The following is a 13,595-nucleotide window of genomic DNA, read 5'->3' as shown; positions in this document are numbered from 1 at the left end:
AATCCATAGCAAACGATATTATAGAAATATCAAAATCGTTTGGAATAGACGCTAAAATTGTAGGCCGGGTTGAAGCTTCCGAAACTAAAAAAGTGACTATCATAAGCGAACACGGCACATTTGAATACTAACATTTTATAAGGGCTTTTAAAAGCCCTTTTTATTTACAATTCGACAACATCTTTTCCTCTGCACTTAAACTATCTTTATCAAAAATTAAAACATAAAGATTTGTTAAAGAAAACAATGTTATTTTTATTATCATTAATTATCCTTTTGATTATTCTATTCTTTGGATATACTAAGCTTGCTAAATTTGGCAGCATGCCTGATGAAATCAGTTTAGAAAAAATCAAAAAATCTAAGAACTTTAAAAACGGCTCATTCCAAAACTTAAGTCTTACACCAGACCTTGCAGAGGGAGTGACTTATTACGATGTTTTTAAAGACTTTTTCTTCGGAAAAAAAGAACATTTAAAGCCAATAGATTCTCTTCCATCTATTAAAACAGATTTAATGAATCTTCCAAAAGACCAAAACGTTTTAGTTTGGTTTGGACATTCCTCCTATTTTATGCAGATAGATGGTAAACGTATTTTAGTGGATCCGGTTTTTAGCGGAAATGCATCTCCCCTTCCCGGAACCATGAAATCTTTTAAAGGTTCTGATATTTATACAGTAGATGATATTCCGAAAATAGATTATTTATTTATCACTCATGATCACTGGGATCATTTAGATTATGAAACCATTTTGGCTTTAAAACCAAAACTCAATAAAATAATCTGTGGCTTGGGTGTTGGATCTCATTTAAGATACTGGGGATTTGAAAACGAAATATTTGAAACAGATTGGTTTGATAAGACTCAACTAGATGACGGGTTTAATATTATTACAACTCCTGCCAGACATTTTTCTGGCAGAACATTTAAAAGAAACCAGTCTTTATGGGTGTCTTTTGTCTTAAATACTCCAACAAAAAGAATTTTTATAGGCGGTGATAGTGGATATGATACACATTTTGCTAAAATAGGTGATTTATATGGTCCTTTCGATCTTGCCATTTTAGAGAACGGACAATATAATTGGAAATGGAAATATATTCATACCTTACCTGAAGAAACGGTAAAAGCAGCGAAGGATCTAAAAGCGAAATCATTTATACCTGTTCATTCGTCTAAATTTGCATTAGCACTGCATAATTGGGACGAGCCATTAAAAGAAGTTTGTATTTTAAGCAAAAAGGAAGGAATTAATGTAATTACCCCGTTAATCGGACAGCCCGTTATTATGAGTAAGGAAAACCAGACTTATAAATATTGGTGGGAAGGGCTGAAGTAATTTCATTTTTCTCAAAACTGTTTCAAACAAAGATTTGTATATCAAATAACTAAAAAGCTATGGAATTAGGAATTGGAATGTTCGGAGATGTTTCTAAAAATAAAACCACAGGCAAACATACTTCAGCTCATCAAAGAATTAAAGAAGTTATAGAAGAAATAAAACTTGCAGACCAGGTAGGCTTAGATGTGTTTGGTATGGGCGAACATCATAGAGAAGACTATGCAGTTTCAAGTCCGGAAATGATATTGGCAGCAGCTGCTACAGTAACCAAAAACATTAAATTGGCTAGTGCAGTTACTGTTTTAAGTTCTTCAGATCCGGTTAAAGTTTATGAAGACTTTGCTACATTAGATCTGCTTTCGGATGGAAGGGCAGAAATTATGGTAGGAAGAGGAAGCTTCATAGAATCTTTTCCACTCTACGGATATCATTTAAGCGATTATAATGTCCTTTTTGAGGAAAAGCTCGATCTGTTACTCAATATCAACAAAAACGAAGTTATCAATTGGAAAGGAACTGTTAGGGCTTCCATTACCAACCAAAGAATATTTCCCAGAGCACTAAATGATGGTCTCAACATTTGGATTGCAGTTGGTGGCACTCCAGAATCTGTAATTAGGGCAGCAAAATTAGGATTACCATTAATTATAGCTATCATTGGAGGTTATCCTTATCAATTCCAACCACTAGTGAGATTATATAAAGAAGAGTATCAAAAACACGGACATGATGTTTCTAAAATGCAGATTGGCATACATTCTCATACATTTGTAGGCGAAAACAGTCAGCAAATTGCAGATGGCTATTATCCTTATTATGCAGATCAGATGGATAGAATTGGAAAAGAAAGAGGTTGGCCTCCGTTCAGGAAAGAACAATTTGAGGCCGGAAGAAGAAAAGAAGGTGCATTATTCATAGGAGATCCTGTTGAAGTGACAGACAAAATACTTTATATGCATGAGCTATTCGGCATTACAAGGTTTGTAGCACATATTGATGTAGGCGGCCCGGAACATAAAGATACTATGAAAGCTATCGAATTATTTGGAACAAAAGTCGCTCCGGAAGTAAAAAAGCATCTAAACAAATAGAAGACTAAAAAAAGTCCACAAATATTAAATTTGTGGACTTTACCGTTAATATCTATTCAATTATCTAAGGATTTTTAAACTTCGTTACCTGAAAATTTGTTTTTTGTATCGTGTGCGTACTAAAATATCCTAAAGAACCATTATCAATATTAGAAACCGGATTACTTGCTCCTACTGGTGGTCCACCAGATCCGGTAATTTGAGCGATTGAATAAAAATAACGGTATATTTCGGGTGTTATATTTTGGAATTCAACCTCAATTTCGTCTCCTTCTTTTATCTCCGGGTCATCAGTGTAAACAGTACTATTTACATATCTTCCGTTATTAAACTTATCATTCTCTACATAAAATCCTCGATAAAGGGTTCCGTTATTTTTAATTACAAACCTATAAGAATTTCCCTTATACTCAGGGTCCTGATAGTGTAATTTCAAAAATTTTGCTTTTTCATCAAAAACGGAAATTTCTGTTATGGAAAGCGAATCCAGCAATACTTTTTTAGGCATAACAGACTTTGCTGAATAAGTCTTACCATTAACAGATACTTTCAGAAAATAAGATTTTTCCTCTTCCCCCTTAAAAACATTAGTAGATATATAAACCCCCGGCGCCTGTTCCGAAAAATTATAAACACTTCCACCTTCTTGCTCCACAGTAACGACTGCCCCGCTTAAATTTTTTATTGCCGACTCATTCTTAAAAGGAACTGTTTCTGTAATTTTAACGAGCTGATTTTTACTCTCATCGGTAATATTTGCTTCTATTACTACCTTAGATTCGCCTTCTTTTAAATCTACGTCTATAACCTCTTCACATGAAGACAAAGAAATCAAACAAAAAAAAGCAAAAGTCCATTGAAATATTGTTGTTTTGTTCATATTGGGCTGATCTAAAATTTAAAGTTCCACGTAACCGAAGGTATTATACCAAATAACGATGTTTTAACTATTTCAGTTCTGGTCGGATCGTTCTCTTTCTCTTTAAAATCTATTGAATAAGCATTTTTACGATTATATAAATTATAAATTCCAAAAGACCAGCTAGACTGATAGTTCTTTTTTTGCTTTCCTTCTAAAGTTGCAGAAACATCTAATCTATGGTATGAAGGAGTTCTATAACCATTTCGTTCTGCATAATAGAATACTGTATTGTCTCCTATCTGATATTTCCCTTCCGGAAAAGATATGGCATTACCTGTATTGTAAACAAATGCCGAAGATAGAACCCATCTTTCGCTTGCCTGGTATATACCTACTATAGAAATATCATGTGTTCTATCTTGTTTTGCATTAAACCATCGCCCGTTATCTATTCCATCAAACTTTCTTTCTGTTTTTGATAATGTATAACCAATCCAGCCGTTGAATTTTCCATATTTCTTTTTCAGAAAAAGCTCCAGACCATAAGCCCTGCCCTCTCCGTATAATAAATCTGCTTCCACATTTTCATTTCCTCTCAAATCGGTACCCGTCTTATAGTCAATCTGGTTTTGCATCCATTTATGATATAATTCTGCCGAAAACTCATAATTGTTATTACTAAAATTATTGAAATACCCTAAAGCGATCTGGTCTGCAATCTCAGGTCTGGTATTGTTACTGCTCATGATATAGATATCTGTTGGCGATGTAGTTGTAGAATTAGACATCAGGTGCAGGTTTTGAGTATTTCTGGTAAAAGACGTTTTTATTGATTTATCTTCGTCTAATTGAAAGCTGGCAGATACCCGCGGTTCCAAATTCAGATAAGACTTAACTACCTCATTATTACCATAATATTTACTTTCTACAATATCACCATCTTCATCATAGGTATTGAAAGTTCCTTTTCCCAGCATCATGAAAGAACTCAGCCTCAATCCATAAGCAAAAGTAAATTTGTCGGAAGCTTTCCATTCATCGGAAACATACACAGCGCTTTCCAATCCTTTTCTATTCTCTATTTTACTTTCATTAATGCTAGAAGATGCGCTTGAAGTTATCTTTCCAGGATCTATAGTATGCCTGATTACATTTAGGCCAAACTTCAGATTATGATTATTTAACGAATATTGAAAATCTTGTTTAAGATTGAAATTCCTGATAACGGAAGCCACCTTAAAGTCATTACTTTCCATTAAACTTTCAATTCTATAGTCATAATTTGAATAAATGAATGACGTATTACCAAATAATCTGTTCGAGTATATGTGATTCCAGCGTAATGTCGCCGTTGCATTGCCCCAGTCGAAGCCAAAGGCATTCTTAACATACAACTTATCCCGGCCAAAATATCCCGAAACAAAAATGGTATTCCTATCATTTAGAATAAAATTGGTTTTAGCATTAAAATCGTAAAAGTAGAGCTTATTTCCATGCATTGTCGAGTCTGGAGAAAGTGCTAAAAACATGTCGGCATAAGTTCTCCTTCCACTCAACATAAAAGAGCTTTTGCCTTTAGATATTGGCCCTTCAAGTTTCACTTTAGAAGAAATTAGTCCGATTCCTCCTTCAACTGTATAATCATTTTTATTACCGTCATTCATCCTGATATCCAGAACAGAAGCCAATCGGCCTCCATACTGTGCTGGCATACCTCCTTTATAAACCGTAACGTCCTTAACAGCATCAGAATTAAAAGTTGAAAAGAATCCCAATAAATGAGAAGCATTGTAAACCGGCGCTTCGTCCAATAAGATTAAATTATGGTCTGTTGCGCCCCCACGAACATAAAAGCCAGAATTTCCTTCACCTGCCGAGCTAATACCCGGCAATAACTGAATAGTTTTAAGAATATCACGCTCGCCAAACAACACAGGAATATTTTTGATGTCTTTTACATTAAGTTTTTCTATTCCCATTTGTGGATTGGCAATATTTTCATTCCGTTTTTCTGCATTAACCACTACTTCCTGCAATTGTGTCGAAGAAATTAATTGAAAATTCGACTTGATGTCTTTATCTATTAGAATCTGCTGATTAACAGAAGTGTAACCTATATAACTGATAATAATCTCATAATTTCCCTTCGGAACGCTAATAGAATAAAATCCATAAGGATTTGATACAGTTCCTACTTGTTTGGTACCAACTAATTTAACGGTTGCACCAACTAAAGTTTCTCCGGTTTCTTTATCTGTAATAATTCCACTTATTGTATAGGCCTGTTGCGCCCTTACAACGGAAGTACTAAATAGAAAAGAATAGAATAGAAAGAGATGAGTTTTTTTGATGGTAAGAATTCTAAACATAAAATTAAGTAAACTGCTCTAAATAAATCTTAAAAGTAAACCAACATTACAACATTTATAATGACGATGCTTTTTGGAAATTGTTACAAACTATTTTGTCTTATTTTCCGTTAGTCCCTCTAAATCTGACAAATCTATTCTCAATGCATTTGCAGAAATCTGAATTTCACGAAACGAAAGAAACAAAGAAACCATTAATAAAAGCAGGCTAACTCCAAAAACATATTCAGCTATAATATTTAAATCGTAATAAAGCAAAAACATACACAGTACACAACAGAAAAAGCTTAAAATTCCAAAACCCTGCATATTCCTTATGAGAAATATCCGCTTTTTTAAATTCTCTATCTGGGCAAGTAATCGCCGTTCTTTACTTTGCAGATATAATGGTTTTATACTTCTTACCAAGTTCGCTAAAGCTAAAAATCTATTTGTATATGCCAATAACAAAAGCGAAATAGCCGAAAAAAGTAATGCTGGTGTTGTCAGTTCCATATTTTAGTAAATATTCAGGATAGTAAATTCTTTCCCGTTTAATGCGAATGTATCATTTATACGTTTATTCAATAAATTCTGCGCCAGCGGTGAGTTTATTGATATCGCTTTAATTGTTTGGTCTCCCATTTTAATTTCACCTATACCTGCAGAGATAAAAAGATTTCCTATTGAGGTTGACACTACAGCGCCTAGAGTTACCGTATCAGTATTTTCTGATCTTATCTTTAAAAAAATATCTTTTTGTTTCTGAATTTCAGAAAGCTGTCGTTCAAGCATATTAATTTCTTGTTGAAGCATCTCTCTTGATGTTTCATATTTATCTCCCATACTACTTTTAGTATCGTTGTTTGATGCTCTTAAATTAAATATGATAGACTTTAAATCTTCTTCTTTTGTTAAAAGTAATCGTAAGCCGGTATCTACTATATGTTTTTTATCGACAACCATTATAAATACAGGGTTTTAAATTGTACTGTCTGATGTATTTTGCATTTCAATTATGAACAACTTACAAAAATGCCAAAAATTAATGCTTTAACTTCTTTAAAACAGATTTTGTTCTGGATAAAAGTGCTGGAGAATTTGAAAGAAGATTCTGTTCCAAAATATTTCGGAGTTCACCTGCAATCCAATCTTCCTTTTTAGACAAATTACAAAGTACATCCATGCAATTGCATTGTATAGCAACTGGTGTTTCGGGATCTATTAACCAATCAAAGCTTCCTTCTATCAAAGTGTCTAAATTCTCGTGTTTGACCTGGTTCATAAACGATTGTACCGGCTGTGATATATGCATAGCTATTTTAGAATAAATTCTTTGAGCACTTCTGTTTTTCTGTTTGGAATAATCTCTCAAAAAAAGACGCTGAATATTATCAAAAGCACTTGGATAATAAACATATACATTTTCTAAGACCCATGCAGCTCTAAAAACGACCTGCGGATCATCATGCTCTAAAGATAGATTGTATATGTCTCTTATCTTCACGATCTTCCTGTTTACTTTAGATGCTAAATCTAAAATATCCTTTTTGGAATGATTTGATTTTAAAATATCTACCAGTTCTTGCAGTGTCAAAACTTTTATAATAAAGGATAAATTTCAGTTCTCTAAAATATCAATTTACTTAGTTATATTCCATTTCCGGTAGATTTAAAAATGAAAAAGCCTATCCGGAATGGATAGGCTTCAAAAGTTAAAACTTTAAATTCTTAAGCTTCGAAAGGAATTACAGATACATAAGATTTGTTATCTGCTTTCTTTTTGAAAACTACTTTACCATCTATAAGAGCAAATAAAGTATGGTCTTTTCCAACACCTACATTTTTATCTGCGTGATGTAAAGTACCTCTTTGACGAACGATAATGTTACCAGCAACAGCCGATTGACCACCAAAGATTTTGATACCTAAACGCTTGCTATGCGATTCTCTACCGTTATTCGAGCTACCCGCCCCTTTCTTATGTGCCATTGTTTATATCTTTATGTTAAACTGATGTTTAACGAGTTAACAATCGATTTTAATTTATATTGAAATATTTTCAATTTGTATTTTAGTGAAGAACTGACGGTGTCCGTTTTTCTTTTTGTAACCTTTTCTTCTTTTCTTATGGAAAATGATTACTTTATCTCCTTTTAAATGAGACACGATCTTAGCAGAAACTTTAGCGCCATTTACCGCAGGAGTTCCTACTGTAAATTTACCTTCATTCTCAACTAACAATACATTGTCAAATTCAACAGTAGCGCCTTCATCACCTTGTAATCTGTGTACAAAAAGATGCTGGTCTTTAGCAACTTTAAATTGCTGTCCTGCTATATTTACTATTGCGTACATTGTTAATAAGTTTTGTTTATTTAATTTGAGGTGCAAATATAAGAATTACATCCATTAAAACAAATGAAAATAAAGATATTTTCTATTGTTTCATTCTGGCGTCAGCCTCGTCAATACTCTTTTCTACTGTTTTAATTAACTGTAATGCAGCGTCTTTTAGTTTCATATTTTCATTAAAATCCGCATCCAGTTCTATTACCTTCTTTTTTCTTTGATAAGCAAATTCTAAATAATACCTTGGAGAATCGTCCTTTTTACCTAACATTTTCGAAGGCCAGTCCCAGAATCCCAGCTCTGCTGCTTTCCTATGCAAATACAATAAGTCGTCTTTATTTAACTTCACTTTCTTTCGCACTAACGAATCGCTAAGGTTAATATATTGATATTCCTGAGATTTAGAATTATATATTTTCTCATACTTTTCACCAATACCAGCTTTCAAGGTAATGTACTCAAATTCTGTAAACTTGTACGGTGCATTTTTTATCATTTTACCGTAGTAATAAGTACAGTAAAGTACAAAAGGTACGATAATGGTAATTGCTAAAAAGATCTTCTTTCCTCTGTTACTCATATTTTTTCTATTTCTGTGTGATCTGCATTTTTATCGAATTCACCTTCCCACTTAGCCACTACAACTGTCGCTAAACAATTTCCTAAAACGTTTACCGATGTTCTGGCCATATCCATTAATTCATCTATTCCCATAATGATAAAAATTGGCCAAACCGGCATTCCAAACGAAGCTGCTGTTCCCAATAAAATCACCAGAGACGCTCTAGGCACACCAGCTACCCCCTTGCTGGTTAACATCAATGTAAAAACTATCACAAGCTGATGTCCAAAACTCATTTGCATTCCGGCAGCTTGCGCAACAAATATAGAAGCAAGAGCTAAATACAGTGTTGTTCCATCCAAATTGAAACTATAACCTGTTGGCATAACAAAAGCTACAACCTTTCGTGGAACACCTATTCTCTCCATAGCTTCCATTGCTCTGGGCAAGGCAGCTTCCGAACTTGTAGTTGCAAAAGCAATAGAAATTGGCTCGGCCACAGCTTTTATAAATTTCTTTATGGGTACACCTACAATTAATGCAATGGGCAGCAAAATTAGCAGAATAAATGCAATGAGCGCAACATACAATGTCATTAATAAGTGAAATAAATTAACCAAAACTCCAACTCCCATATGTCCTACCGTATATGCAATTGCCGCCCCCACGCCAATTGGCGCAAAATACATGACTATATTGGTAAACTTGAACATAACCTCAGATAAGCTTTCTGAAAACTCAACCATCGGTTTTCTTTTACTTTCTGGAACAAGAATTAATGCTACACCAAAAAGAATACTAAAAATAACTATTTGAAGCACCTCTCCGTCTGCAACAGATTTTGCTATATTTTCCGGAAAAACATGTAAAAGCACATCATTAAAAGATTGAGCTTTCACATCAGGTAATTCTTCTAAAATAGCCTCCGGTTGCTTTATTCCTGCACCTGCCTGCGAAATATTGATTGCAGCCAGGCCTATAAAAAGCGCAAGTGTAGTTACAATCTCAAAATAAACTAAAGACTTCCATCCCATTCTGCCAACTTGTTTCAGATCTGAATGCCCGGCAATTCCATAAACCAGGGTCCCAAAAAGTAATGGCGCTACAATAGTCTTAATTAATTTCAGGAATATTTTACTCAGAACCTGAAGTTTAACACCTATCTCCGGATAATCATGCCCAATTTCAACGCCAATAACCATAGCAATTAATATCCAGGCCGTAAGTGTCTTTTTTCTAAAACCGAGTGTTATAAGTCCCAAAACACCAAACCATCTTGCTCCAACGGCGACCTGGTCGGAGATCGAACCTAAATTATAATGATGAAGAAATGAGATAATTGCTGCAACTGTTATAGAGAAAAAAATAAACAGTAAGCTTTTGCTGAATTTCATGCAGTATTTTTAAGTTTAGCAACAAAAATAATTAAATTGTGCATTTAGACAAATCGAAATGGAAACGCCCAAGCTGAACACGCTGAAGAAAGAGCTACAGCATTTATCAATACAAGAACTTACAGCACATTTAACCAGGTTGGCTAAATATAAAGTAGAAAACAAGGAATTTCTGAATTTTCTACTCTTCTACCAACATGATACAGACCAATATATTAACGAAATTAAGGGAATAGTAACCGAAACTTTTGACGAATTGCCTTATTCAGATTATTCTAAGATAAAACCGCTTAGAAAACTGGTACGCATTATTAATAAGCATTTGAAATTTGTATCTGATAAAAAACAGGATGCAGAAAAACTAATAATATTAAGACATAAATATAAAGAAAAACACAATAAAAGGACCAAGCAAAAAGCATTGCAAATCAAATTCATCAGGCAGTTTGTTAGATCGCAAAAAAGTATAGAAAAACTGGATGAAGATTTGCAATTTGATTACAACAAAGAGATGGAAAGTTTATTACAAAAAATTAAGGAACACAAAATATCTTTAGATTAATTTTTGAGTTGTTGTAACAACTCTCATTTTAACACCTCTAAATGTTATAATTTTTTATAAATGACCCAAGAGCAAGTCTTTAAAGAAATCTTTCAGGCCAATTCAAAAAAAATATATCATTTATGCTATGGTTATACTAACGATGAGGATAGTGCGAACGATTTGCTACAGGAAACCTTCATAAAAGTTTGGCAAAATCTGGATAAGTTCAGAAATCAATCTATGATATCGACATGGATATATAGAATCGCTGTGAACACTTGCCTTACCTACCTTAAGAAAGAAAATAGACAGCAAAAAGATGAACTGACTCCAAATATTATAGAAAACCACAAAGAAGATATATCTGAAAAAGAAGAACAGGTTAAAGTGCTTTACAAATGTATTGCACAACTGGAAGAAACAGACAGATTGATTATCACCATGGTGATGGATGAAGTACCCTATCAGGAAATAGCAGAAATATCAGGAATTTCTGAAGGGAATCTTCGGGTAAAAATACATAGAATTAAAAACAAGCTTACCGAGTTATATAATAAACATGAAAGACTTTGATTCATTATTAAATATCTGGAATAGCCAAAGAACTAACCCAAATATAGATTATAAAGAGGTTATCGCTAATTACAAAAAGTCCAGGAACGTATTTAGAAATAAAATATGGATAGAGCTTTTATTGATGTTATTTGCTGCAATATGTATTGCCCTGGTTTGGATAAACACAGATTTCACATATCTGACAACACATTTAGCTATTTTTATCATAGAATGCTGTTGTATTTTTTACATATACAACCAAATCAAAAGCTTAAGATCTCTGGGAAGCGACTCACTTCTCGAAAAACCAGAAAAGCATATCCAGTTTGTAAAAGATTTCCGTAGAACCAGATATAAGCAAAATACGTTAAACTATTACATTTACTCTTCGGGAATCGGAATTGCAATGCTGCTCTACTTTATAGAATTCTTCAATCACCTCGATTCGGTTTTAATTGTCGTTGCCATCGCTTTCCTTATCGGATGGTTTTTAATCACATCATTCTTTATCAGAAAAGTGTACATACAGAAAGAAGAAAAAAGATTTAAGGAAATGCTTACAGAACTTGAACGGTTACAAAATCAGCTTTCAGCAGAATAATAAGAGAATTTAGTTAGAAGTCGATAGAAATGACCATAATGCTAACAGGGTAAATTTGGATTCCAAAGATAACCCTGTCAGCGTTTTATAATGAGCAGTTTTTACTTTTGCAGTTCCGAAAAATGCTTATAAAACAAAGGAATAGTTTCGATGCCTTTGTAGTAATTAAAGATATCGTATTTCTCGTTGGGAGAATGAAGGTTATCGCTATCTAACCCAAATCCCATTAGTACCGTTTTTATATTTAACTCCTCTTCAAACAATGCTACTATAGGAATAGAACCTCCACCTCTTGTTGGAACGGGAGCTTTCCCAAATGATTCTTCTATTGCTTTATAGGCCGCCTGATAGGCAGGAGAATTTGTAGGTGTAACATATGGAGCACCACCGTGGTGTTTGGTTACTTTAACCTTTACGGATCCAGGAGCTATATTTTCAAAATGAGTTTTGAATAAATCTGATATTCTTTCCCAGTCCTGCCCAGGAACCAGACGCATAGAAATTTTGGCAAATGCCTTAGCGGGCAATACGGTCTTTGCCCCTGCGCCTGTATAACCGCCCCAAATTCCGTTAACCTCTAAAGTTGGCCTTGTTCCTGTGCGTTCTAAAGTTGAATAACCTTTCTCGCCCCAGACCTCGTCTATTTCTAAATCTTTTTTATATTCTTCCAAATCGAATGGAGCTGCATTAAGTTCCTCTTTCTCTGGCTGCGTCAATTCAACTACACCATCATAAAATCCAGGAATCGTAACATGATTATTTTCGTCATGCAAAGAAGCTATCATCTGACAAAGAATTGTAGCCGGATTAGCTACTGCACCACCGTAAACTCCAGAATGCAAATCGCGGTTAGGTCCTGTAATCTCAACTTCCATATAAGACAATCCTCTTAGACCAGTTTCGAGAGATGGAGTCTCCATACTGATCATCGAAGTATCGGAAATCAGGACAACATCTGCCGCTAACCTTTCTTTATTTCCCGCAACAAATTTACCCAGATTATCAGACCCAACTTCTTCTTCCCCTTCTATCATAAATTTGATGTTACAAGGAAGATTATTGGTATTCATCATGGCTTCAAACGCCTTTACATGCATATAAAACTGACCTTTATCGTCGCAGGCACCTCTGGCAAAAATTTTCCCGTCACGAACCGTTGGTTCAAATGGAGGTGTATGCCACAATTCTAACGGGTCCGCGGGCTGAACATCATAATGGCCATATACAAGGACTGTTGGAAGAGCCGGGTCTATAATTTTCTCTCCATACACTATTGGATAGCCCATTGTTGGACAAACTTCTACACTTTCGGCACCAGCATCTTTCAATTTCTGAGCGACAAAATCAGCAGTAGCTAAAACATCGTTTTTATATACAGGATCTGCACTTACGGAAGGAAATCTTAATAAGTCAAAAAGCTCGTTCAGGAAACGGGACTTATTCTCCTCAATATAGTTTTTTATAGATTGCATAGTTTTCAGTATTTAGACAAATATAATACTTCTAAGAGGAGGATTGTTTTAAACATAAAAAAAGAGCGAATTGTTACATTCGCTCTTTCTCTTACAATTGTATAAAACAATTAATCATAATCCCCTAAATCTTTTCTAGGACCACCTTGAAGATTATAAGGTAAAGATTCTTTTTTCTCCGGTGCTACTTCTGATTCCTTAGTACAAGAAGTTGATAAAACAGTTCCTAAAACAACTAATGCTAGTAATAACTTTTTCATATTATATATTTTTTAAATGTTTACATATTTTATTATTTAACAATATTAAACACAAATATTTAAAAAAAGAAAATAAAACAAACATTTATATAAAATATAATAAGAATTAAAGATTTATTTTTAATCAAAAATTAATATTATTATTATTTACTTTTTGATGAAAATTTTAATTATAATAGATACCTTAGAAAACTATGTAGTCAAGAGATG

Annotated in this window: 16 protein-coding genes; 5 read left to right on the top strand and 11 right to left on the bottom strand. The window is 33.8% G+C overall.

Annotated features, from left to right (window positions below; all coding sequences use genetic code 11):
- Window positions 1–246 precede the first annotated feature (246 nt).
- Both ABWO41_RS08510 and ABWO41_RS08505 read left to right on the top strand, forming a co-directional pair.
- Entirely contained in the window at window positions 247–1,341 is a 1,095-nt protein-coding gene (locus ABWO41_RS08510; protein WP_353136424.1) for an MBL fold metallo-hydrolase, read from the top strand.
- Window positions 1,342–1,400: 59 nt separating this feature from the next.
- Window positions 1,401–2,435, top strand: coding sequence for an LLM class flavin-dependent oxidoreductase (locus ABWO41_RS08505; protein ID WP_353136421.1), 1,035 nt, complete (start codon window positions 1,401–1,403; stop codon window positions 2,433–2,435).
- Between the two features lie 64 nt (window positions 2,436–2,499).
- Here ABWO41_RS08505 and ABWO41_RS08500 read toward each other — a convergent pair whose 3' ends face one another.
- The 9 genes from ABWO41_RS08500 to ABWO41_RS08460 all read right to left on the bottom strand — a co-directional run bounded on the left by ABWO41_RS08500 (window position 2,500) and on the right by ABWO41_RS08460 (window position 9,953).
- Window positions 2,500–3,315, bottom strand: coding sequence for a DUF4249 domain-containing protein (locus ABWO41_RS08500; protein ID WP_353136418.1), 816 nt, complete (start codon window positions 3,313–3,315; stop codon window positions 2,500–2,502).
- Between the two features lie 11 nt (window positions 3,316–3,326).
- Window positions 3,327–5,666, bottom strand: a complete 2,340-nt coding sequence (locus ABWO41_RS08495; protein WP_353136415.1) for a TonB-dependent receptor — start codon at window positions 5,664–5,666, stop codon at window positions 3,327–3,329.
- Between the two features lie 90 nt (window positions 5,667–5,756).
- On the bottom strand, window positions 5,757–6,161 hold the full coding sequence (locus ABWO41_RS08490; RefSeq protein ID WP_353136412.1) for a DUF2721 domain-containing protein: 405 nt from the start codon (window positions 6,159–6,161) through the stop codon (window positions 5,757–5,759).
- A 3-nt stretch (window positions 6,162–6,164) separates the two neighbouring features.
- Window positions 6,165–6,611, bottom strand: coding sequence for a 3-oxoacyl-ACP synthase (locus tag ABWO41_RS08485; protein WP_353136410.1), 447 nt, complete (start codon window positions 6,609–6,611; stop codon window positions 6,165–6,167).
- Between the two features lie 79 nt (window positions 6,612–6,690).
- Window positions 6,691–7,242 carry a HEAT-like fold family protein gene (locus ABWO41_RS08480; protein ID WP_353136407.1) on the bottom strand — a complete coding sequence of 184 codons (552 nt, stop codon included), beginning with the start codon at window positions 7,240–7,242 and terminating at the stop codon, window positions 6,691–6,693.
- Between the two features lie 134 nt (window positions 7,243–7,376).
- Window positions 7,377–7,637 carry a 50S ribosomal protein L27 gene (gene rpmA, locus ABWO41_RS08475; protein ID WP_353136404.1) on the bottom strand — a complete coding sequence of 87 codons (261 nt, stop codon included), beginning with the start codon at window positions 7,635–7,637 and terminating at the stop codon, window positions 7,377–7,379.
- Between the two features lie 54 nt (window positions 7,638–7,691).
- A complete protein-coding gene (gene rplU / locus ABWO41_RS08470; RefSeq protein WP_013632297.1) occupies window positions 7,692–8,003 on the bottom strand; it encodes a 50S ribosomal protein L21 in 312 nt (103 codons plus the stop codon).
- 82 nt (window positions 8,004–8,085) lie between these two features.
- Window positions 8,086–8,577: a hypothetical protein gene (locus tag ABWO41_RS08465; RefSeq protein WP_353136400.1), complete on the bottom strand. Its 492-nt coding sequence runs from the start codon at window positions 8,575–8,577 to the stop codon at window positions 8,086–8,088.
- On the bottom strand, window positions 8,574–9,953 hold the full coding sequence (locus ABWO41_RS08460) for a dicarboxylate/amino acid:cation symporter (RefSeq protein WP_353136397.1): 1,380 nt from the start codon (window positions 9,951–9,953) through the stop codon (window positions 8,574–8,576). The genes ABWO41_RS08465 and ABWO41_RS08460 overlap by 4 nt, the downstream gene beginning before the upstream one ends.
- A gap of 58 nt (window positions 9,954–10,011) precedes the next feature.
- Here ABWO41_RS08460 and ABWO41_RS08455 point away from each other — a divergent pair, with 58 nt between their 5' ends.
- The 3 genes from ABWO41_RS08455 to ABWO41_RS08445 are packed head-to-tail and all read left to right on the top strand — an operon-like array spanning window position 10,012 to window position 11,653.
- Complete coding sequence (locus tag ABWO41_RS08455; protein ID WP_353136394.1) at window positions 10,012–10,515, top strand: hypothetical protein; 504 nt, start codon at window positions 10,012–10,014, stop codon at window positions 10,513–10,515.
- 60 nt (window positions 10,516–10,575) lie between these two features.
- Window positions 10,576–11,070: an RNA polymerase sigma factor gene (locus ABWO41_RS08450; protein WP_353136391.1), complete on the top strand. Its 495-nt coding sequence runs from the start codon at window positions 10,576–10,578 to the stop codon at window positions 11,068–11,070.
- A complete protein-coding gene (locus tag ABWO41_RS08445) occupies window positions 11,057–11,653 on the top strand; it encodes a hypothetical protein (RefSeq protein WP_353136388.1) in 597 nt (198 codons plus the stop codon). Before ABWO41_RS08450 ends, ABWO41_RS08445 begins: the two co-directional genes overlap by 14 nt.
- A gap of 101 nt (window positions 11,654–11,754) precedes the next feature.
- On the opposite strand, the gene ABWO41_RS08440 is transcribed toward ABWO41_RS08445, so the two are convergent.
- Together ABWO41_RS08440 and ABWO41_RS08435 are read right to left on the bottom strand one after the other, a co-directional pair.
- Complete coding sequence (locus tag ABWO41_RS08440; RefSeq protein ID WP_353136385.1) at window positions 11,755–13,125, bottom strand: dipeptidase; 1,371 nt, start codon at window positions 13,123–13,125, stop codon at window positions 11,755–11,757.
- A gap of 110 nt (window positions 13,126–13,235) precedes the next feature.
- Window positions 13,236–13,385 (bottom strand): hypothetical protein, encoded by a 150-nt coding sequence (locus ABWO41_RS08435; protein WP_353136382.1) that lies wholly within the window; start codon window positions 13,383–13,385, stop codon window positions 13,236–13,238.
- Window positions 13,386–13,595: the final 210 nt, after the last annotated feature.

Origin of the sequence: Pseudopedobacter sp. (genome assembly GCF_040392825.1) — a bacterium.
Taxonomy (GTDB): domain Bacteria; phylum Bacteroidota; class Bacteroidia; order Sphingobacteriales; family Sphingobacteriaceae; genus Pseudopedobacter.
Note: the sequence above shows the minus strand (reverse complement) of the source record. Positions and strands in the feature narration are given on the sequence as shown.